This window comes from Sphingomonas sp. SL1004, assembly GCF_057815015.1.
This window is the reverse complement of record NZ_JBYMUX010000001.1, coordinates 583,722-604,469: the sequence shown is the minus strand read 5'-3', so window position 1 is coordinate 604,469 and position 20,748 is coordinate 583,722. Positions and strand designations below refer to the sequence as shown.

Genomic DNA, 20,748 nt, shown 5'->3' with positions numbered 1-20,748 from the left:
GACCGGATTGTGTCTGTTGCCGTCCTAGATAGCCATCGGCTAACGCTCATCGCGCTCGTCCCCGACAAGGCCGTCTCCATATTCGAGCGGTTCCGGGAGTTTCCACGGTTTGGCGATGCGCAGCATATCGCTGTCCGCAGTCGTACCGCCGCTGAGCGAACAGCGCTGGCGGCGCGAATCGATGCCGCCGTATCGGCGTCCGATCGTGCCGTTATGCTCCTCGCGCAGGGCAGTGCCTGCGCGGCCGCCGCATGGTGGGCGCGACTGTCGCCGAAAGCCTATACCGCGAACGTTGCCGGCGCCCTGTTGGTCGCCCCCGAAGGTACGAGCCTGCACCAGCGTCATTTTGCGGCGCCGAAGATCGGCCTGCCCTTCCCATCGATCGTCGTCGGCGCCGATGATGAAGCGCAGCGCCTGGGCATGGAATGGGGCAGTCGCCTCATCGATGGCCCGCTCCTGAGCGCTGCGACGGCGCCGACCAACCGCCTGCGCGCCATCATCGAACGCTTCACGTCCGCAGTGGTCGAGCGCGATGTTGTTGCCGCGTATTGCATCATCCAGGCGATCGGAGACGCCTAGCTGCATGCCGGCCGTTACGTGCGTCGGGCATGCGTGCGTATCAGCGTCGAAAGCGAGCCCTGCTGCTAGCGAAGCAACTGACTGCAATCTTTTGAAAAATGTCGGTCAGGGAATGGTTCCGATCGGCGCCGATCTAGTCCCCTACCATGTAGGTTTTCGAGGTAGTTCCAATAAATTCGCGATACTCTGCCGTGGCAGAGCTTTCGACGCCTATCCACAGGCAACGAGTGCCCCATTCTTCAAAACTGCGGCATGACCCAAGAGACCATCGCGCGCGTGCGCATCAACCTTAACGACATCGGGCCTGAGATCTGGCGGATCGTCGAGATGCCTGTCGCGGGCAGCCTTAAGATGCTCCATGACGTGATCCAGGCCGCAATGGGGTGGCAGGATTATCATCTCTGGCATTTCGAGGCCGGTGAACGCCGCTACGGCGTACCAAACCCGGAATGGCCATACCGCAACCTCGCCGCAGCCCGAAACGTAAAGCTTGGTACGCTCATCGATCGCGACGTCCGGCAGTTCACCTATACCTATGACATGGGCGATGACTGGCAGCACACTGTCGCCGTCGAGGCAGTCGAACTGGATGAGCACGAAATCAAATATCCCCGCCTCGTTTCCCGAGAGCGACGATGCCCGCCCGAGGATGTCGGCGGCCTACCCGGCTTTGAGCGCTTCCTCCAGGAGCTGGGCGACGTGGCCCACGAGGAACATCAACAGCTATACGAATGGTACGGCGGCCCCTTCGACCCGCTCGACATCGATGAAGTCGCCTCGAAGAATGCAGTCGCAGCGATTGCGATCCGCCGACATGCCGGCAAGGTCGCCTACGAAAAGAGCCGCAACCGCCGCTGACGCAGTTGATAGAACAAGATCGTGGCGCGGAAGACCCACTTCCAGACACTCGCGGCAGCCAGCGCCCTCCCCACCTTCGGACGTTCGTTCAGCCTGAGCACGGAACGTTGTTGCCTTCCCGTTCGGTGAGTCAAAGGTGTATTATCGCCGTTCAGAGAAAGGCTGCCGTCTAATGGTACGATATTCATCGCTATTAGGCGTCGCGCTGCTCGCGCTTGCGCCCACCCGAGCGGGCGCGGATATGACGGCGACTTACCAGCGGCCTGGTGCGGTAAGCACAGCAGGCGTGCTCACCATAGAGGTCGCGTCAAACGGCGACGTTCGAGCCGGGAACGACGATCGCGGCTACTATCTTTGGAAAAACGGCAAAGGATACGAGGTCAGACCCGGGCCGGGCGGCCCTACGGTGATCCGGACGGCGGACACCGCTGCGGCTCGCGCGGGCATACGTCCCGCGTCGGAGATCATGCAAGCCTGGCTGCCGGTCGACACAGTGTCGATCAACGGCCGGAAGGGCACCCGCTACTTTATCAACGGCGTTAGCCACAATCCCGGTGCCATGCCGCTGGTCATCAGCCGCGATCCTTCGCTGGCAATGCTCGCGGCCGGCCACCGGCGCCTCGCGGCAATGCAGCAGAGCAACTTCCCGGGCGCCGACAGTCCGGAGCGCGTCAGCTTCCGCGAGGTAATCGCGCAGGGTGCTCCGATCGACCTCCTTGGCTCGCAACTGGTCTCGATCAGCACCGCCGCCATCCCATCGACACGCTTCCGCGTTCCGGCCGCCCCTGTGGCCGCCGCTCTCGTGCGCGAGCATCAAGCAGCAGTGCGCGCAGCGACGAACCCTGCGGCCCCAACTCCGGAGAATATGCTGCGCGGACAGGACCGCTTCATCAAGCGAGCGGTCTGGGCCTCTGATCGCCTGTGGCTGCTTACCGAGCGCGGCACACTGTCGAGCGTCGCACCGGGAGAGATCAACCGCCGCACTGAGACGACGCCCGGGCTGGCGGCCGACATCTGCGTCGCGGGCGCCGCACTGGTCATCCTCGGCGTGGATGGCCAGATGTCCCGCCTCGAGGATCGTTCCTGGCACGCGATGCAACGCCTGGACCTAAACGGGGAAGCGGTTCAGGCTCTGAGCTGCACCGACCAACGTGTGATTGCGGTGAGCCGGAACCGCCTCGTGGTCAGCGCGGGCGGGCGGCAACGCACAGTCCCCCTCTCGGCGCCGCTCACCGGTCCCATCGTACGAACGGCGCCCTTCGATACCGGGACGACCCTGTTGCTGGGGCTCGCTAAGGGAGAGTGGGGTGGCGGCCTCGAGCGCATCGATACAAATACAGGCGCGGTCAGTAAAATCCCCGGACTTGGCGGCCCGATCAACGGCGTGGGACCCGAACCTGGCCACCCGGGCTGCGTCGTTGCCACCGTCGGCCTAGTTCACTTCTTTCCCAGCGGACAGGTGGTCGAGGCGTGCGGCGACAAGGTCCGACGCCTCTACTACAAACCGTACACAATGCAGAAGAGCTGGCCTGCCGATCCACCGAAATTGCCTTTTGAAACAGTGCCCTTCTACGCACTGACGACCGCCGCCGACGGCTTGTGGGTAGCGGGTGGAGACGGGCTCTACGCGATCACAGCCGGCCGCCCGATCACTTTCAAAATCATGCCACCGTTCGAGCAGATCGACGGAGTGGATATTAGCTTTGCCGTACCCGGGCTGGCGCTCGTGCGCACTGACATCGACGCTCATGTCTCGCTTGGCGGCGGTGCTCCCCTCCTCGTCGCCCGCTAAATGACCGCTTCTGCGAACTGGACCCACAAGTCGCCGTTCAGAGCCCTTCCCGGCTTTCCCAACTTCAGACGCTCATTACTCTTAGCCAGACGGTCGCTTGACCGGCCACCAAAGCCGGCCTCGGAGGGCAAAAAGTGGGACATTTCAGTCATTCGCCGCGCATAACACGAAGGGCAGCTTGCGATGGAAGCCGACGATACAGTTAGAAAAGTGATCATCCTGGCCGGCCGAGCGGCGTATCGTAGGAGTCTTCGAGTGTTGCGGGGCTGCGCCTTCCTTCCGCAGCGTGGGATGAAAAAAAGGCAATCGGACCGAGTTGTCAGATGCAGTATCGCGCTAAGGCTCAGGTTCGGATGAATGTCAGCAAGTCGCCGTTGATGAGCTCCGGATGCGTTGTTGCCATGCCGTGCGGGAGGCCGGGATAGGTTTTAAGCGTGCCCTGCTTCAAAAGCGTCACGGCGCGCCGCGCGGTGTTGTCGACTGGTACGACCTGATCATCCTCACCATGCAGAATAAGCACTGGGACAGTGATTGCTTTTAGATCGTCGGCGAAGTCGGTTTCCGAAAAGGCGACGATGCAGTCATATTGCGACTTGGCGTCGCCCATCATCCCTTGTCGAAACCAATTGGCGACTACGCCGGGTTGCACCTTGGCACCGGGCCGGTTGAAGCCATAGAACGGCCCGGTGGGAATGTCCGTGTAGAATTGCGCGCGATTGCCGGTCAAGCTCGACCGAAAGCTATCAAAGGCCTCCATCGGCAAGCCGCCCGGATTGATAGCCGTCTTTAACATGATCGGCGGTATCGCGCCGATCAGCACCGCCTTCGCGACGCGGCCGTTGCCACCATGTCGCGCTACGTAGCGCGTAACCTCTCCGCCGCCGGTCGAATGGCCGACATGAACCGCGCTCTTGAGATCAAGATGTGCGGCGATGGCCGCCATGTCGGCGGCATAATGATCCATGTCGTTGCCGGTGAATGTCGAGCTTGAACGGCCGTGGCCACGGCGGTCATGCGCGATGACGCGATAGCCCTTCAGTAGAAAGAACATTAGCTGGTTATCCCAGTCGTCCGCCGTCAGCGGCCAGCCGTGATGAAATACGATCGGCTGCGCCGACGTTGGGCCCCAATCCTTGTAGAAGATGGTCACGCCGTCCTCCGTGGTCAGCGTCGCGCTGCCAAGCACGGTACGAGCATCGACGGAAGTGACAGAGTGTACCGAAGCCGCTGCGGCAGTCGACGAAGCAGCCGCGAGTGTCGCAAGGCCGGTGCCGGCACCAGTCATCAGGCCAAGGATATCGCGACGATCGAGATTATCTTCGGGGTTCAACATGTTGTTTGTCCGTTCAGCGTGTAAGGTTGATCGAATGGATGCGCACGGCGAGTATCGGCATCATTCAAGCGCGCGGTGTTTCGCATCGAGAGGTCAGAGAATCACTTATTCAGTGCAGCATTGGCTCAGCGTTCGCTCACCAACTGTTCGCTCAGATGCCACAGCGCCTGTGCGCTTTGACGATCCAACGCGTAGGAACGCACGCCGTCACGAAAGCCTTCGTGATCGGCGACCGATGCCACGCTGCAATTCTCGCAATAGTGCCCGCCAACCAGATCGCCATCGGCCACCACCGCCGCCCATACGGAGGTCGCGGCCCCCTGTTCGACCGACTTGAACGTCAACGGGGGCGCTCCCGACAGCTCGGTCTCGCGTTGCAGATCGGCCATCATGGCATCTAGCTGATCGGGCTTTATGTGACGTCCAAGCTCGGTGTTGATCACACCGGGCATCACCGCACAGGCGTGCACGCCGCGGTCGCGATGCCGCCGATCGAACTCTACGGCGAATAATGCATTTGCAGTCTTGGAACGACCATAGGCGATCCAAGGATCATAGGCTTGCCGCTCGAAATTGGGGTCGCTCAGATCAACGTCCGCTGTGCGGTGGCCGGATGATGAGAGGACCACTACCCGTCCGCCATCGGAGATTAGCGGGGCGAGCCGCGTGATCAGCAGGAAGTGTCCCAGATGATTGGTGCCGAACTGCGTTTCGAAGCCATTCTGCGTGCGGCCTTCCGGCGTAAGCATCACGCCCGCGTTCGCGATAATCGCATCAAACGGCCGTCCGTCCGCGAGCAGCATGTCGGCAGCGGCACGGACGCTCGCCAGCGATGCCAAGTCCAGTTCGACCAAATCGAACCGGCTACCACTTGTCTTGGTGGCCTCCCGAACACCGGCCGTGGCAATCTCGGCCTTGGCGAGATCTCTGGCAGTGCCGATCACCTCGGCCCCGTGGGCGACCAGAGCACGCGCCGTCTCCACGCCGAGGCCAGCCGAGACACCGGTGACAAGGACCCGCTTGCCCGCGAGGTTCAGACCGGCAAGCACGTCGTTCGTTGTCGAGTTCGCATCAAAATTGCGCACGATCAGATCTTTCAGACTTTGGACCAACGTGCTGGATCAGCTCTTGTAGACAACTTCGAACGAGTACCCGTCGGGGTCGAACACGTCCGCGGCATAATACCCGGGATAATATTCAAGACGCGCGCGCGGGGAGATGTTGTCCTTCGCCCCTGCCGCCATCGCTGCTGCGTAAAATTCGTCAACATTGACGTTGCTGACAGCATCGAACCCCCAGTGGATTGCGTCTGGGCTGGGCGTGCCCTGCTTAAGCCAGAAATGCGCGCTCTGCCCGTCGCCGAATCCCCAGAGGTCGGGGTGGCCATTCTCGCCCTTGAAGGGCATGAAGAATTTAATTTCGAGCGGCGCGAGCGCTGCCTGATAGAAGGCCAGCGATTTTTCCACGTCAGCGACGCTCAATATGATGTGGTTTATCAAGGTAAAATTCCGATCTTTCTGAGATGTGTTTCGTCATCTCGAGAATTACTCAAGACAACTTCGTATGTAATTCTGTGCAGAGCTGCTCGCCTGTCACCGACTTTATATGCAGCGGAACATATATCGACAAGAACGCACTTAAATTGCCGAAGCTAACATGGATGTAAGCATGAAACTTGTCGACCAGATTTCAGTAGATGCGCCGGTTTTGCTTTGTGGCCATGAGGACCCCATTGCGTTCCGGGAGCTTCTCACCAAAGTCGGTGACAAATGGAGCATCCTCATATTGCTCGGGCTTTCGATGATGCCGGAGGACCGAGCACGATTCTCGACACTGCATAGAACGATCCCGATGATTTCCGAGCGCATGCTGTCACTCACGCTACGCGGCTTGGAGCGTGATGGTCTTCTGTCCCGGGAGGTTTTTGCGGAAGTCCCACCGCGTGTGGAATACCAGCTGACCACAATGGGCCGGACTTTATTGCCTGCGCTTCAGGGGTTGGTCGATTGGGTCGCTGGCAATGCGGATGGAGTGAAAGCCGCCCGCACTGCCTTTGATCACTAATAGCGGTTGCTTAGACGATCGGCTTTGTCCCGATGTGGTGTAAATAATGATAGCCGGATCGGCGCGATGCAGACCAGCGGTAGCTTCTCGCAGCCGCTACAGCCCAACGAATGGCTGATGGGCCTTTTCCTGCTGATCCTCACTGCCGCACCTATCGCTACAATCCTGGTTCTGTGGAATGAGGAATCCGGAGTGGCACCTACGGTTCGACGTAGCGTCACTGCTCATCCCGTGCATGAGGCACCTGCAAAAGCCGTCCGCAGCTCATCGGGCACAAAACTCGGACTTGGACCTGCTTCCTAAACTATTGCCCAGTCGCGACATTCGAGTTCGCAGGGTCAGGCGCTAAAAGCGGTCGTAACGCGGAGATGAACGAGCGGCCGAAGTTGGGAAGCTAGGAAGGGGGCGGGGACGTCTGCTTCTGGGTCAGGTTGGATCGGCAAACAAGAAAGGGACGGCTTAGAAGCACTAAGTTCGCTGGACTAAACGACGAGTTCCAGGATGCCATCGTGCGCTAGGAGGGGATCGTGACGCGGTACAATTCGCGATGCAAGCGCTGACATCTCTTCCGTGTGAACCTCAAAGCGGATGAGGCGCGCCCAGCCAAAAGCGGTGGTAAGGGCGGTATCAGCTGCGTCGCGGCCCACTGCCATCAAGATGCGGCCGGTGCGCGGGATGCGATGCCGTGCATCGTATGCATGCCAGGAATTGCCGAAATAAACCTCGAACCAGGCATGGAAATCCATCGCTGCGTCGACGGGCGGTACGCCGATGTCACCGAGGTAGCCGCTGCAGTAGCGCGCCGGGATATTCATGCAGCGGCACAAGGCGACTGCTAGATGGGCGAAGTCGCGACAGACGCCAACCCGTTCCTTATACGCCTCGTAAGCGGTCCGTGTAGCGCGAGCGTAGCAGTACCCGTAGGTGATATGCTGATGAACGAAGTCGACGATTGCGCGGACGCGCGGAGCCCCTAGTGCGGTTCCGCCGAACAGACGCCAGGCCTCCGTCGTCAGGCGGTCGGTGTCGCAGTAGCGACTGCCTAGTAGATAGGTCAGTACTTCGGCTGGAAGTCCCTCAACTGGGTGTTGGTCGGCGGGATACTGGGGATCGGGTTTGCCGCTATCCTCAATGGCAAAGTCGCAGGACAGCGTCGTCGTGCCGGTTGGCAGCATCAGGCGGGTACAGATATTACCGAACGCATCACGGTAATCTTCCCGATCGGTCGCCGCGCCGATGGACATCGCGTAGCGTGATCGCAGATCGACCAGTCGCGAAGGGTGAAGATTGAGCATGGCGATGATCGGCGTCGGAGCATTGCAGTCGAAGGTCAGGGTATAGCCAGCGTGGATGAGCATAGTGCCTCGTCGAGAAAGCACCCGCGATGAACCGGACCGGCCGCCGATGATGTTTACTATAAACCAGCGGCGGGCTTAGTGGTTGCTTGCTCCGCGTAATGAGCCTTGTGCTCCCGTAAAAGAGGTCCCCTGCGAGAGGTGCGCCATCTGGAATCCGCTTAGATCTGGGCACGGAAAACACGGCAGCGAAATTCGCCCTTCTTAGGCTATCCTCGCACCAGGAAGGAACCAGTGGTCAAACTATTCGCTCCGAGCGCTACCACTGAGGAAACAGCGATGGATGAGTTTGCGCGCATGATGAGTATGGAGGGCGTGCGTCCTCTCAACACCCTGAAACAAAACCCGAGCCGTATCGTTGGACAGCCGTCTCCAGTCCCCAGACAGCCCTAAGTAACGCCGCCGGAATTGGGGACGGGCGGTTATGCGTGGGTTACAGGAAAACGTGCGCGCACTGCGCTCGAGACGGCCCTGGAGCGCCTTGCCAACGAGATCATTAATGGACGGCGTGGCTGGGCAACGGGTATTCTACAGGATGGCAGGACGGTCACATTGCCGGCTTCGTCAGGAGCGGCATCGTTGCTCGGCACCGCAGATCGTCAATCGCTGCGCCTTATGATTGTCGGCGGCGACGGCTGGACCTTCGTCATGCATCCGTTGATGGGGGTCGCTACGCTCGATGACGATCCTGCTCAGTCCGAATGAACGAGTGTCCAAAGTTGGGAGGCGGGTAGAGGCACGTGGATGACCGCTTGAGGTCCTCGCGGCTCGCAGCAGTCGGGCGGCTTGCGACCAAGCCCGGACGCTTCTGAGGCCCGGTGTGGACGTCCTATTCTGACAAGAGCGGCCGTAGGCGCTCGGTGAAGCTGCCGGTCAGCAACCGACGGGCTAGGTCGCATCGCACGCCTGCCGGTTTTCCTGGGGTGAAACGGGCGGTCCGCGTTCGCTCGGTGGGCAGACGGCCTGATCTGCGACCGATCATAGGCGGCGCGTGCTTCCTTTTTCCCCAAAACGGAATACGCCTCGTTGATCTCTTTCGCACGAGCAGAAACGTCCGCTCCATGATTGGCATCGGGGTGATATTGGCGCAGCAGCGCTTTCCACGCGGCGTGGATAGTGTCGCGACTTGCCGTCGAGGGCACCCCTAGAACAGAATAATAGTCGGGTGAGAGCGCCATCTAGTCGTTTCTTGCGGCTAAAACGCGAAAAAGGAAAGTCCGCCTGGCCCTTGATCTTAACCTGGCCTTCTGGGTGATCCAAAGGGCGGCTTTAGGCGCCAACAGCCAGATGGCTATCATTCCCATCCGCAACTTCCTGCTTTCGATGACACGACGCCGCCCCCCCCGGGCGCTAACCTACATCCGTATGCATAGGCGGCCTCGCCCGCTCCCAAACTTCGGACATCCATTCATCTCGGCACCATGACCGCCTTGCGTGCCCCCGGCATCAGGCGCACCGCGCCGGGTCCGTTCGTCGGCTGCAAAACTGTCGCTTTCCGCAACAAGAGATCACTTCGACACCTTGCCCATACTCGTCAGACTCGGGACATTCCTTCGGATTTCTCTCGAATGATAGCTTGCCGATCCAAAGGCATGCCAATCACCCTTTCGTGGAACGCGCCCCATCGTCAACGCACTCTACCAGACTGTGAAATCCGATTCACAGAATCTTTAACATACTGTCATGTATGGTTATTTCTTACGAATATCGGTCCACTTCGGAACTTGTATGAGCTCCGAAACGATATTGCGCAGCTAATCCGGCATGCCTCAAGCCATTGTAAATCGAACCTGAACGGCATCGTTCAGGCTGCCGCCTCTGAAGCGCTTTACTGCGCGGATCACTTTTCTTTACGCGAAATCTGGAGACACCCGATGGCCTCTGCGGCAGCCATGCCCGAGACGAAGAACCCGGCGCAGCGCAGCGTGCCTACCAGTACGCTCGACGCGCTCAACTTCTTCTTGGCGGACGTCCGCGACGGGCTCGGGCCGTATCTCGCAATCTACCTGCTGGTCGTACGTGGGCCTTCGCATGGCTGGAACGAGGCGACGGTCGGCCTCGTGCTGACCATCGCCGGGATCGTCGGCCTGTTGTCGCAGACGCCGGCGGGCGGGTTGATTGACCGGGCGAAGAACAAGCCGCGCATCGTCATCGCCGGCGCCCTGCTGGTGACGCTGAGCAGCCTGTCGCTGCCGATCGTCTCGGGTTTCACGATGGTGACGATCACCCAGTCGATCGCGGCTGCGGCGGGCGCGATCTTTGCACCGGCGATCTCGGCGATTACGCTGGGGCTGGTCGGGCCGAAGCTGTTCGCCAAGCGGGTCGGTCGCAACGAGGCGTTCAACCACGCCGGCAATGCCGTGTCCGCAGCGCTGGCCGGCGTCCTTGCCTGGTCGTTCGGTCCGGTCGTCGTCTTCTGGCTGATGGCGGGGCTGACGGTCGCCAGTGTCATCGTGGCGGGGCGGCTGAAGAACGACGACATCGACAATGCGGTCGCGCGCGGCCTCGACTGCGAGCCGGAAGAAGGCTGCGAGGAGCCGAGCGGCTGGAAGACGTTGATCGAGAACCGTCCGCTGATGATCTTCGCGGCGGCCGCATTCACCTTCCATCTCGCCAATGCGGCGACGCTGACCTCGGTCAGCCAGTTGCTAGGTCGCACCGTCGGCACCGACAAGGCGACGTCGCTGACCGCCGCGTGCATCGTCGCGGCGCAGCTCGTGATGGTGCCGGTCGCGATCGTCGTCGGGCGCAACACCGAACGCTGGGGCACCAAGCCGATCTTCCTGGTCGCGTTCGGCTTCCTGGCGGCGCGCGGCGCGCTCTACACCGTGTCGAACGATCCTTGGTGGCTGGTCGGCGTGCAGGCGCTCGACGGGATCGGCGCGGGGATCTTCGGCGCGCTGTTCCCGGTGATCGTCGCCGACCTGACCAAGGGATCCGGCCGGTTCAACGTCAGCCAGGGCGTCGTGTCGAGCGTGTTCGGCCTGGGGGCGGCATTGTCGGCGACGCTGGCCGGATCGATCATCGTCTGGGCCGGATACAGTGCAAGCTTCCTGACGCTCGCCGGGATCGCGGCGGCGGGGTTCGTGCTGTACCTCACCGCCATGCCGGAGACACACAAGTGACCCACCCTTCCTCCATCACATGGGTGCACATCGGCGATCTGCACATGGACGAGGCGAACGGCTGGCAGAGCCGCGACCGGCTCGCCGCGATCGTCGCGGAGATCAACGCGCATATCGGCGACGCCGCGGACTTCGTCTACCTGCCCGGCGACAATGCCAATCACGCGACGGCCGAACAATACGGGGTCATCACCGATACGCTCGCCCCGCTGCGCCTGCCCTACCGGGTCATCCCCGGCGATCACGATTTCGAACTCGGCGATCTCGCGCATTACGACGCCGCGTTTGCCGAAGCGAACCGGCCCGAGGTCGAGGTCATCGCCGGGCATCGCTGCATATTCCTCGATATCGTCTCGGCGGGTGCGGGCGGCCCAGATTTTCGGCTGACGATGCACCATCGCAACCGCCTGCTCGAGGAACTCGCGCGCGCCGAGGCGGAACAGCAGACGCCGGTCGTGTTCATGCATGCCTACCCCGGCGACCTCGCCGCGGATGGCGAGGATATCGCCCGCATCTTCGCCGACGCCCGCGTCGCCTTCGTCGATACCGGGCATACGCATTACAACGAGCTGCTCAACGACGGACGGGTCGTCTACGGCGCAACGCGTTCGACCGGCGAGATCGAGGAAGGCAGCGGCAAGCCCGGTTTCTCGATCGTCACGCTCCACGGCCGCGTGCCGAGCTGGCGGTTCAAGGAGACCGGCGGCGACTGGCCGTTCGTCCAGATCGTCGCGCCAGCCGACATCCGGCTCGTGACGCGCCCCGCCGATGCCACGCAGGCCCCGCGGCCGGGCGAGGTCGAGATCGTCGCCAAGCTGTTCGGCGGCACGACACAGCCGGTGATGCTGTCGGTCAACGACGGCATCGCCCAGCCGATGCTCGCCGTGTCGGGCACGGCGCTCTGGTCGTTGCGCATCACGCTCGACGCCGGGCTCCACCGCGTTGCGGCCAGCGTCGGCACGGACCGCGACACGGTCGAAATCCTGGTCCGTGGCGAAGCGGATATCCCGCGGCGCGGCGTGCCGATCGCGCCGGGTCGCGATCTCCACAGCATCGGCGCATGGCCCGAGCACGGCATCGCCGGCACGCAGCTCGGCCCGAACAAGAACGGGAAGCACTGGTGATCCTCGCGACCGGCGCCACCTGGGGTATCTGCGCCGCCTCGACCGCTGCAGTGATCGCACGACCGTTCCGCTGGCCGGAGGCGATCTGGGCGGTGGCAGGGGCAGCTTTGCTTCTGCTGTTCGGGCTTATGCCCTTTCCCGCGACGCTCCATGCCGTCGAAAAGGGTATGGACGTCTATCTGTTCCTGATCGGCATGATGCTGCTCAGCGAGGTGGCGCGCGCACAAGGGCTGTTCGACTGGGTCGCGGCGACCGCGGCGATCCACGCAAAGGGATCGACCGCACGGCTGTTCGCGCTGGTCTACGTCACCGGCATCGTCACGACGACCTTCCTGTCGAACGACGCGACCGCGGTGGTGCTGACCCCGGCGGTCTATGCCGCGGCAAAGAAGGCGAAGGCCGACCCCCTGCCGCTGCTGTTCGCCTGCGCGCTGATCGCCAATGCGGCAAGCTTCGTCCTGCCGATCTCCAACCCCGCCAACCTCGTCCTCTACGGTGGCAAGATGCCGCCGCTCGGCCAGTGGTTCGCCTCGTTCGCGCTGCCATCACTGGCGTCGATCGTCGTCACCTTCGCCGTGCTGCGCTGGCTTGAGCGCACGCGGCTGGCAGGCAGTTGCACCAGCACGGTTGAGCGCACCCCGCTGACCGCGGGCGGCAAGGCCGCATTCGTCGGGATCGTCGCTACCGCGATCGTGCTGCTCACTGTATCCGCGCTCGATATCGGACTCGGCCTGCCAACCGCGATCGCCGGTATCGTCACGACGCTGGCGGTCTGCACGATCGCCCGGTCGTCGCCGGTTGCGCTGCTGCGCGATATCTCGTGGAGCGTGCTGCCGCTGGTCGCGGGACTGTTCGTCCTGGTCGAGGCGCTCGACTTGACCGGCGTGATCGCGTGGGTCGCGCACGCGATCCGCACCGCGTCGGCCGATCCGGCGCAGGCGTCGGCGGTATCGGGGACGATCCTGGCGTTCGGATCGAACCTGATGAACAACCTGCCCGCGGGCCTGGTTGCCAGCACCGCGGTTGCCCAGGCCCAGCCACCCAAGCTGGTCGTCGACGGCTTGCTGATCGGCGTCGACCTTGGCCCCAATCTGTCCATCACCGGCAGCCTGGCGACGATATTGTGGTTGCAGGCGATCCGGCGGGAGGGCGAGGATATCGGGTTCTGGCGGTTCCTGAAGGTCGGCGCGGTGGCGATGCCGCTGGCGCTGATCGCTGCCCTAGGCGTCAGGATTACCCTGGGATGACACGGGATCGCATGACGCACGATAGCATGACGCGCGATCGGATGTGGCGTCGCCTGCTGATCGCCCTGTTCGTCGCCGTGGTCGCATTCACCGGCTACCATGCGGCGCGCACCGTCAGCGACGCGATCTACTGGAACGCGCACCGTGACGAACCGATCGAGCGCTGGATGACGATCGGGTACGTCGCGCATTCGTACCATGTGCCACCCCACGTCTTGCACCGCGCGCTGAACCTGCCCCCGGCACCCGATCGCCGTCCGCTCGGCCGCATCGCGCAGGACACCGGGCAAACAATGACGCAGATCGACGGCAAGCTCACCTACGCGATCGTCCACGCCCGGCCGCCCTATCCGCCCCCCGCCCCGCCTTCACGGTCTTGCCCGCCGACGAGCGCGAAGCCGTGACCGACCAGCTGCTCGAACTGCTGACGACCTACGGCCTGCCCGCGCTCTTTGGCGCGATGGTGCTGGCGGCTGCGGGGCTTCCTTTCCCCAGTTCGTTGACGCTCATCGCAATGGGATCGTTCGTCGCGCAGGGCGAACTGAGCTTTTGGCCGGTCGTGCTTTCGGGTGCGGGCGGCGCCGTGCTCGGCGACCAGATCGGCTATGCATTTGGCCGTTACGGGGGCCGCCCGCTTCTTGCTGCCGTGACGACGCGGATCGGCGGCGCTGACAAGGTGGCGCAAGCGGAGACCTACTCGCGCAAATGGGCAGGCTGGGGTATCTTCTTCAGCCGCTGGCTGATCGGCCCGCTCGGACCCTGGATCAACGTGACAAGCGGCCTCACGCAATACCCCTGGGGATGGTTCATCCTGCTCGACGTTGCCGGCGAACTGCTCTGGCTTCTCATATACGTCTCGCTGGGACGCCAATTTAGCGATCAGGTTCAGACCGTGGCGAGCTTACTCGGCAATCTCACCTGGGTCGTCGTAGGCCTTCTTGCCGCAGGATTTCTGGGATCGAAGCTGTTCGGGAAAAGAAAAGCAGAAGTAACTTCAAAAGTAACGGTTTGAAGACCGATTATCCCCGGTCGATCTAAACGGCTCGGCGAAAAAGGTCAGACGACCCACAAGTGGACGTTCAGGCCGCCCTGCTCGCTTCCCAACTTCGGACGCTAGTTCATTTCGCGAATGATCTATTCCGAGAATGCCGATGACTTCTCGCTGGCCGTTCGGTGCTGGCAAACGCAGATCGTTTTCATAAACCGCGCGTAGTTGCTCCATGAAAAGCATCCATACCAACGCAATGGGCTCGTGATTTTGGACCAAGATAGCTGACAATTATTGTGAAATCAAAGTCTCCGCGTCCATCTGCATGCTGCAACCCCTCAAGAAACCCCGTAGCCACTGCATTGCGCTCGTCAGTTAGCGGAAGAGACAGGGCCTCTTCGCATCTGGAAAATATCTCTGCTAGAATTTCTGGCGGAATATGGCTGACCTGGGCACTTAGGCTTGTAGCAAGTGTCCCGGCTGCAATCGTAACCGGAGGGACGTCGGGGGCCCACCAAGCTATTTCCTCATCAAGTGCCAAACGCAGCGCTGGCGCCAAGTTGCCAAGATCGTTGATAAGGCCAGCGTTCATTATCTATGTGATCCTTGTGGCCCATTCCCAAGAGGCCAACCTTATGGCTGATATGGTACTCGGCTGGTACAGCCGGCGCGAGCTAAAGCTGCCGCTTCGATGTACACCGAGCCACGACATTCCCGAAATGCGATGCTATTTTGGGAGGGTCATTCTAGGCCCTCGCACGTTCCGCCGAGCCGTTGCCCGCCGCGTGGCGAATTATAACCAACTTCTTTTCTGTCGCGCTTGGCAATCCAATACGTCAACCGCTGGGCTACGCTTGACCCTGCGTCGAGTACCCAAGCCTCCACTCGCCCTGCCGGTGTCGTCACCCACTCGGTTCCCTTCACAGTGATCGTGAACTCACCCAAACCACGGTCATACTGGTAGAAAGGTAGCGTGAAGCTCGCCCCTATAGCCAGAGGCAACGCCGCGAAGGTCGGCCCGAAGAGATTGCCTTCCCAGACGGGGCTTGGAAGCGCCTGATCGATTACCACGCGGCTGCCCTGCCGATCGAGCTTGTACCCGGTGACATGATCGCCGGTGTAGGACAGCTCGGCATGGGGTTTGCCGTCGCGTGTCGTCGTCAGGCTGATCGGTCGCAAGGTGCGGGCATCGAGTGCAAAAGCGTCGCGGAGATCGAACCGACCGCTGGCAAGGCGCTGATGCACGACGATCCGCCAGACCGCCTGTCGCCCTATCCTTTCCTTGCGAACGGACTGCCACGCCGAGCCGATCACGGGCGCGCCTTCGGCTGATAATCCGACGATGGCATAGCAGGCCGAATGGGGCCGCAATCGCGTACCATCGGGCACTGCCGCCACGACAGGTCGATTCAACTTTTCGGTAAAGAACCGCACGACCTCTGCATCGAAGCGCGCATGAAACGCAGTGCGGTCGAAACCCGGCCCGCTGGCGCATAGCTGCGGCATGGTCGCGGGATCGGCACAAGGTGCCAGAAAGTCGAAATGCCCCGCGCCGGGTACGGCATGGAACTCAGGTTTGTTAGGCAAGGCCGCGCGAACCGCATCCGCATAGAAGGGCGCCGGAAGAACCCGGTCATCGTCGGCGCGCCAGAGTTGCACGGGGATACGGACGTCCGCCAGTCCAGCACGATCGAAGGTGAAGCCGATCGCCGGCGCGGCGACGACGATCGCCTTGATGCGCGGGTCGGTCATCGACGGCCAGGCGCTCGTCAGCGTTCGAGGCTGCGACTTCAGCAGCGTGCAGACGAAAGAGGCGGGATGCTGTGCGCAGTGATCGGCAAAGCGCGTCATGTCTGGCTTCCCCCCAGCCGTTGCGAGAACAGTAAAGCCACCTGCCGAAAAGCCGAAAGCACCGATGCGATCGGGATCGATGGCGGCATGCGCTGGCCATGCCTGCAGCATGTACGAGATGGTGGCGCTCAGCGCGGCCGGTCGCCCTTCGATCCTGGTCGCGCGGCTATTGTTGCGCCAATTGTCGCCGGGGTGGGTGAGCGCGGCGACGATGAAGCCAGCGCGGGCAAGCGCCACGGCCGTATCGACGTGACCGGCAAAATCTCCCCCGGTGCCGTACGAGATGACGACCAGCGGATGCTTGCCATCCGTAACGCGCGCGCCGGCGACCACGTCTTGCGTATAAAGCCCGAGCCGCTGGTGAACGGGCGTACCGGATGTGGGATACCAAATACCCACCTCGATACCGTCCGCTGTGATCTGGTGCTGAAACCCGGCCTGCACCGATTGGGCTTCGGCCGCAGGAGTGACAACGGTGATGATCAGAGCAGCGATAGCGAGGCGCAACGACATAAGGGACTCCCAGGTGATGCGTCCCAATGACCCGGCACACCCTCTCGGCGGAAGTCGTCTATTCGCGAATGGGCGAATGGATACGCCAGTCGGCAACCGGGTTTTGTTCGTCGTCGTGATCGCGGTAGAAGATGGCGTGACCCGTTCGCCCTTCCTCGTTCTTAATCGCAGCCTGATGGCGTCGCCCGCAGTGCGCTGGGTTAGCTTGGCTATCGTTGCTGGTAGTCTCCTGGCGATTCTCGGACCGTTCGGCAGCTACATGAACGGTGGCCCGGTCCGGCTGCTGACGTACTGGATTGGCGCGATGTTGCTCGGGCTCGCGCTCTACGGCGCGGCATACAGAATCGTCAGCGTTTTGACCGCGATCGGTTCGCGACGCTGGTGGCTTACCCTGATCGGGGCAACCTTGCTCGCCAGCATACCTGAAGCCTTGGCAACGCGGATGGCCGCGTTCCGGCTGTGGCCCGAACTCGTGCGGTTCGATTTGTCATTCCCCCTATGGTTCGCGCAGACGGCGACGATTGGGGTGATCGCGATGGTAGGTGTCGCCATTGTCCTGCTTCGATCCGCATCGGTATCGCAGGGCAATCCCGTCTCGGCACCCGTGGTTGATCCAATCGCGACGCCATTGGGCAGGGAGGTGCTGGCCTTGCAGATGGAGGACCATTACGTCCGCGTGCACCGCCCTGCCGGTTCCGAGCTGATCCTTATGCCGCTCAGCCGTGCGATCAAGGCGGTCGAGGCAGACGGCCTACGCACGCATCGATCGTGGTGGGTGGCGGCCCATGCCGTCACAGCCGTCGAAGGCAACGCCCGCTCCATGCGCCTGCGGCTATCCAACGGGGTAGTTGCACCCGTCGCGCGATCGGCTGTTACGCACCTCAAGACGGCCGGATGGATAAAAGATACCGAAAGCTCTGCCGCCTAGAGGGTGTGGCGATCGGCGGTCCCGATTGGGATCGGGAAATGGGGATGTGAACTGATCCCAGAACCCCTTCGACTAACAATTCCGAGAACGGGCGCCCCCTGATTGCGATCTACTCTCGCGGCCTTAATCGTTCAAGCTTATAGCACCCTGCGAACATTGGCGGAGTAGGTCGATGCGCGCGATGTTGGGGCTGTTGGGGGCATTGATAATGCCTATCCAGAACGCTCAGGCCTTACCAACACCCGCAGGAGCAGCGGCCGGTTCAGCTTTAGGTGAGTGGCATGGCGCATTGTCAGCGTCAGGTCGATCCATTCCCCTGGTGATGCATGTCGCGGGGACGCCCGGTCATTTGACGGCGACCTTCGATAGCCCATCGCAAGGTGCGCTGGGGTTACCGGTCGCCGAGGTCGTGCAGGAAAGCACGGTAGTCCGTTTCAAGATCACTGCCCCTGAAGTCAGCTACATCGCATCGCTCTCGCCGGACGGTCAGACTCTTGTCGGGCAGTGGTACCAGGGCGGCGCGTCGCTGCCTCTTACCATGACGCGGGCAGCGACCACGGCTTCGGCTTCCGTGACTCGCCCGCAAATGCCCCATCCGCCTTTTCCTTACCGAAGCGAAGAGGTCGCTTATGACAACCCAGCTGGCCACGCCCATCTAGCTGGCACACTGACGTTGCCGAGCGGGCCGGGACCGTTCCCAGCCGTGCTGCTCATCACCGGCTCTGGTTTGCAGGACCGGGACGAAACGGTGTTCGGCCACAAGCCTTTCCTCCTCTGGGCTGACACATTGACGAGGCGTGGCATTGCCGTGCTGCGGGTAGATGATCGGCAGGTAGGTGGATCAACAGGCGAGGTCCGTACCGCCACCACGGCCGACTTCGCCGGCGACGTGGCTGCCGGCGTTGCGTTTCTTCGCTCCCGCCGAGACATCGATCCGCACAGGATCGGGCTGATGGGCCATAGCGAGGGAGCGATCATCGCCCCGATGATCGCAGCGCAGGATCGAAGTATCGCTTTCATCGTAATGCTCGCCGGGTCCGGCGAAACAGGCGAAGCCCTGATGCTCGAACAGAAGCGGCTGATCGAAACCGCTATGGGCCTACCGCCTGCGGCGGTGGATCGATCCGCCCAGACGATGCAGAGGCTCTATGACGCAGTCAAGGACGCGCCTGACCAAGCCTCAGCGGACGCGTCGCTGCAAACGGCATGGGAAACCATTGCCGCTGAGCAAGGCCGGCCATCCGGCAGCGTGCCGGCACAGCTCAAGGTTGTCGCGTCACCCTGGATGCGATGGTTCGTGCGCTACGATCCTCGCTCCGTTTTGGCCAAGGTCAGGTGCCCCGTGCTGGCCGTGGGCGGGTCAAAGGACCTTCAGGTCGCATCCGACAGCAATCTCGCCGGCATCAAGCTGGCGCTTCACGCCAACCCCGAGGTAACGATCGTGAAGCTGCCAGGCTTGAACCACCTCCTTCAGACCGCCGACACCGGGCAAGTCGGCGAGTATGGTCTCATTGAGCAGACGATCGCTCCCAACGCCTTGCGAACCGTAGGCGATTGGATCGTAAACCAAACTCGACCCCGCTAGCGTCCGCGTTCCCACAAGCGAACCCGTTTGCGAATACGTCCGCAGCGATCACACCGGCGAAGGCTTTGCGGCCCAATTTTCCCAAAATCCGTTCCCAATTGCTCTTTCCCGAAAGCACAGGAAGAAGACGGAGTTATGGGAATGTTCAGCGTTCCCAGACAGCGGGTTTTGGGGAGGGTCACACGACCCAGAGCCAGACGCTCAACGCCCTCCTCGACCTTCCCGACTCCGGACATTCATTCATCGGCTTGCAATCGTTTTGCAGCGGCACCGAGATGGCGAAATTTGGGACAAAGCGGTCTTTAAAGTCGTCGGACGCGAACGGCGGGATCAGATAAAAGCAGACGCTCGCAGCGTGGGTCTCCAGACGGCCAACGTTCGGATGTGGCCGCCTCGGTAACGCCTTTAGGGTAGGTGCGATCGAACCGGTTGCGCTTTGCAGGTCGCTAGCAACCACTCGCGTTGGACTGTTCACAGGCGCCCACCCGTTTGTTGAACACTCTCCCTGTCTAACTGTCTGAGAGCGCATCTTTTTGCAGCATCTCAGGGAACGGGAAGCACCTGTACAGAAAACGTCCGTTTGTTGAACATACACAGACGGCGCTGCTGAGGTGTTGTGTACATGAGCACTCGGCGTCAGGTTCAGGTATAGGCGTCACTCCATATCCGCCAAGAGTGATCGGCATCTTTCCCAATATGCCATCAAAATTCGCAATTTTGAGAATTTCAAATCGGGAACAGATTTTGAGAAAAAGCACCCGTCTGCGGCTGTCAGCCGGATCGACGGGTCAGGTTTCCCGATCGACGTTCCTTTTCGGGAAAGAGCATCAAAGCCTCTTGCGAGCTCCACATGCTATTTCGCGTCGAAGCCCGCATGGTAGGCCACGACGCCGGCAGGCATTGGACCGGCAAGGCTTCGAGCTTGGAAATACTCGTTCGGTACGCCGGGATAGGTGAGAGCACCGTTCGATCTGAAGCTGAACCTGCCGTAGTACGCCGGATCACCAAGGACGACGCAGCCCCGTGCCCCGAATGCCCGCAACCGGTCAATTCCATCTTTGATCAGGTCGCGACCTATGCCTTGGCCTTGGCACGTTGGCGTTACCGAAACCGGTCCCAGTCCGTACCAGCCCTGGTCCTCGCCATTGACCGTCACGGGGGAGAAGGCGACGTGGCCGAGGATTACGCCGTCCGCGTCCGTTGCCACCAGAGAGATCGTCAATGCGTGAGCCCTGCGCAACGCGACGACGATCGCCGCCTCGCTTTGATCGCTATGTGGCGCGTTCCTGAAGGCCACCTCAGTCACAGCCGAGATCGCATCCTCGTCGCCCGGTGCTTCCATTCGTATCTGCATATCATGTCCTTCGTGCTTCAATCCTAACGACCGCCTGACGACATTTCCACGC

20 protein-coding genes are annotated in these 20,748 nt (G+C 61.7%); 12 read left to right on the top strand and 8 right to left on the bottom strand.

Annotation, left to right across the window (positions count from 1 at the left end; genetic code table 11):
- The first annotated feature begins 9 nt into the window (after positions 1-9).
- The 3 genes from AC3D24_RS02820 to AC3D24_RS02810 all read left to right on the top strand — a co-directional run bounded on the left by AC3D24_RS02820 (position 10) and on the right by AC3D24_RS02810 (position 3,229).
- Positions 10-579 carry an alpha/beta hydrolase gene (locus tag AC3D24_RS02820; RefSeq protein WP_489027986.1) on the top strand — a complete coding sequence of 190 codons (570 nt, stop codon included), beginning with the start codon at positions 10-12 and terminating at the stop codon, positions 577-579.
- Positions 580-831: 252 nt separating this feature from the next.
- Positions 832-1,437, top strand: a complete 606-nt coding sequence (locus AC3D24_RS02815) for a plasmid pRiA4b ORF-3 family protein (RefSeq protein ID WP_489027984.1) — start codon at positions 832-834, stop codon at positions 1,435-1,437.
- Between the two features lie 286 nt (positions 1,438-1,723).
- The gene (locus AC3D24_RS02810; RefSeq protein WP_489027982.1) at positions 1,724-3,229 is read left to right on the top strand and encodes a hypothetical protein; all 1,506 of its coding nucleotides are present in this window, start codon (positions 1,724-1,726) and stop codon (positions 3,227-3,229) included.
- 343 nt (positions 3,230-3,572) lie between these two features.
- Here AC3D24_RS02810 and AC3D24_RS02805 read toward each other — a convergent pair whose 3' ends face one another.
- From AC3D24_RS02805 to AC3D24_RS02795, 3 genes are all read right to left on the bottom strand, one after another.
- Entirely contained in the window at positions 3,573-4,379 is an 807-nt protein-coding gene (locus tag AC3D24_RS02805; RefSeq protein WP_489027980.1) for an alpha/beta fold hydrolase, read from the bottom strand.
- 308 nt (positions 4,380-4,687) lie between these two features.
- Positions 4,688-5,674, bottom strand: coding sequence for an SDR family NAD(P)-dependent oxidoreductase (locus tag AC3D24_RS02800; protein ID WP_489027978.1), 987 nt, complete (start codon positions 5,672-5,674; stop codon positions 4,688-4,690).
- Between the two features lie 9 nt (positions 5,675-5,683).
- Entirely contained in the window at positions 5,684-6,061 is a 378-nt protein-coding gene (locus tag AC3D24_RS02795) for a VOC family protein (RefSeq protein WP_489027976.1), read from the bottom strand.
- 169 nt (positions 6,062-6,230) lie between these two features.
- Here AC3D24_RS02795 and AC3D24_RS02790 point away from each other — a divergent pair, with 169 nt between their 5' ends.
- Positions 6,231-6,626, top strand: coding sequence for a winged helix-turn-helix transcriptional regulator (locus tag AC3D24_RS02790; protein WP_489027974.1), 396 nt, complete (start codon positions 6,231-6,233; stop codon positions 6,624-6,626).
- 482 nt (positions 6,627-7,108) lie between these two features.
- On the opposite strand, the gene AC3D24_RS02785 is transcribed toward AC3D24_RS02790, so the two are convergent.
- A complete protein-coding gene (locus AC3D24_RS02785; RefSeq protein WP_489027972.1) occupies positions 7,109-7,984 on the bottom strand; it encodes a transglutaminase-like domain-containing protein in 876 nt (291 codons plus the stop codon).
- Between the two features lie 576 nt (positions 7,985-8,560).
- Here AC3D24_RS02785 and AC3D24_RS02780 point away from each other — a divergent pair.
- Positions 8,561-8,686 (top strand): hypothetical protein, encoded by a 126-nt coding sequence (locus tag AC3D24_RS02780; RefSeq protein ID WP_489027970.1) that lies wholly within the window; start codon positions 8,561-8,563, stop codon positions 8,684-8,686.
- Here AC3D24_RS02780 and AC3D24_RS02775 read toward each other — a convergent pair.
- The gene (locus tag AC3D24_RS02775) at positions 8,674-9,159 is read right to left on the bottom strand and encodes a J domain-containing protein (protein WP_489027968.1); all 486 of its coding nucleotides are present in this window, start codon (positions 9,157-9,159) and stop codon (positions 8,674-8,676) included. The genes AC3D24_RS02780 and AC3D24_RS02775 overlap by 13 nt on opposite strands.
- Before the next feature lie 696 nt (positions 9,160-9,855).
- Between AC3D24_RS02775 and AC3D24_RS02770 the strand changes: the two genes are divergently transcribed.
- From AC3D24_RS02770 to AC3D24_RS02750, 5 genes are read left to right on the top strand one after another with little or no spacing between them, the layout of a single operon-like run.
- Positions 9,856-11,106, top strand: coding sequence for an MFS transporter (locus AC3D24_RS02770; protein WP_489027966.1), 1,251 nt, complete (start codon positions 9,856-9,858; stop codon positions 11,104-11,106).
- Positions 11,103-12,230 (top strand): metallophosphoesterase family protein, encoded by a 1,128-nt coding sequence (locus AC3D24_RS02765; protein WP_489027964.1) that lies wholly within the window; start codon positions 11,103-11,105, stop codon positions 12,228-12,230. Before AC3D24_RS02770 ends, AC3D24_RS02765 begins: the two co-directional genes overlap by 4 nt.
- Positions 12,227-13,477, top strand: a complete 1,251-nt coding sequence (locus tag AC3D24_RS02760; RefSeq protein ID WP_489027962.1) for an arsenic transporter — start codon at positions 12,227-12,229, stop codon at positions 13,475-13,477. The genes AC3D24_RS02765 and AC3D24_RS02760 overlap by 4 nt, the downstream gene beginning before the upstream one ends.
- A gap of 11 nt (positions 13,478-13,488) precedes the next feature.
- Entirely contained in the window at positions 13,489-13,881 is a 393-nt protein-coding gene (locus AC3D24_RS02755) for a hypothetical protein (RefSeq protein ID WP_489027960.1), read from the top strand.
- Positions 13,878-14,489 carry a DedA family protein gene (locus tag AC3D24_RS02750; RefSeq protein WP_489027958.1) on the top strand — a complete coding sequence of 204 codons (612 nt, stop codon included), beginning with the start codon at positions 13,878-13,880 and terminating at the stop codon, positions 14,487-14,489. The genes AC3D24_RS02755 and AC3D24_RS02750 overlap by 4 nt, the downstream gene beginning before the upstream one ends.
- Positions 14,490-14,673: 184 nt before the next feature.
- Here the strand turns inward: AC3D24_RS02750 and AC3D24_RS02745 are convergent, their stop codons facing one another.
- Positions 14,674-15,057, bottom strand: a complete 384-nt coding sequence (locus AC3D24_RS02745) for a DUF7674 family protein (protein WP_489027956.1) — start codon at positions 15,055-15,057, stop codon at positions 14,674-14,676.
- A gap of 149 nt (positions 15,058-15,206) precedes the next feature.
- Positions 15,207-16,829 carry an alpha/beta hydrolase family protein gene (locus tag AC3D24_RS02740; RefSeq protein WP_489027955.1) on the bottom strand — a complete coding sequence of 541 codons (1,623 nt, stop codon included), beginning with the start codon at positions 16,827-16,829 and terminating at the stop codon, positions 15,207-15,209.
- A gap of 76 nt (positions 16,830-16,905) precedes the next feature.
- Between AC3D24_RS02740 and AC3D24_RS02735 the strand changes: the two genes are divergently transcribed.
- Together AC3D24_RS02735 and AC3D24_RS02730 are read left to right on the top strand one after the other, a co-directional pair.
- Positions 16,906-17,757: a LytTR family DNA-binding domain-containing protein gene (locus tag AC3D24_RS02735; protein WP_489027953.1), complete on the top strand. Its 852-nt coding sequence runs from the start codon at positions 16,906-16,908 to the stop codon at positions 17,755-17,757.
- Between the two features lie 172 nt (positions 17,758-17,929).
- Positions 17,930-19,342, top strand: coding sequence for an alpha/beta hydrolase family protein (locus AC3D24_RS02730; RefSeq protein ID WP_489027951.1), 1,413 nt, complete (start codon positions 17,930-17,932; stop codon positions 19,340-19,342).
- A gap of 853 nt (positions 19,343-20,195) precedes the next feature.
- Here the strand turns inward: AC3D24_RS02730 and AC3D24_RS02725 are convergent.
- Entirely contained in the window at positions 20,196-20,684 is a 489-nt protein-coding gene (locus AC3D24_RS02725; protein ID WP_489027949.1) for a GNAT family N-acetyltransferase, read from the bottom strand.
- Between the last annotated feature and the right edge of the window lie 64 nt (positions 20,685-20,748).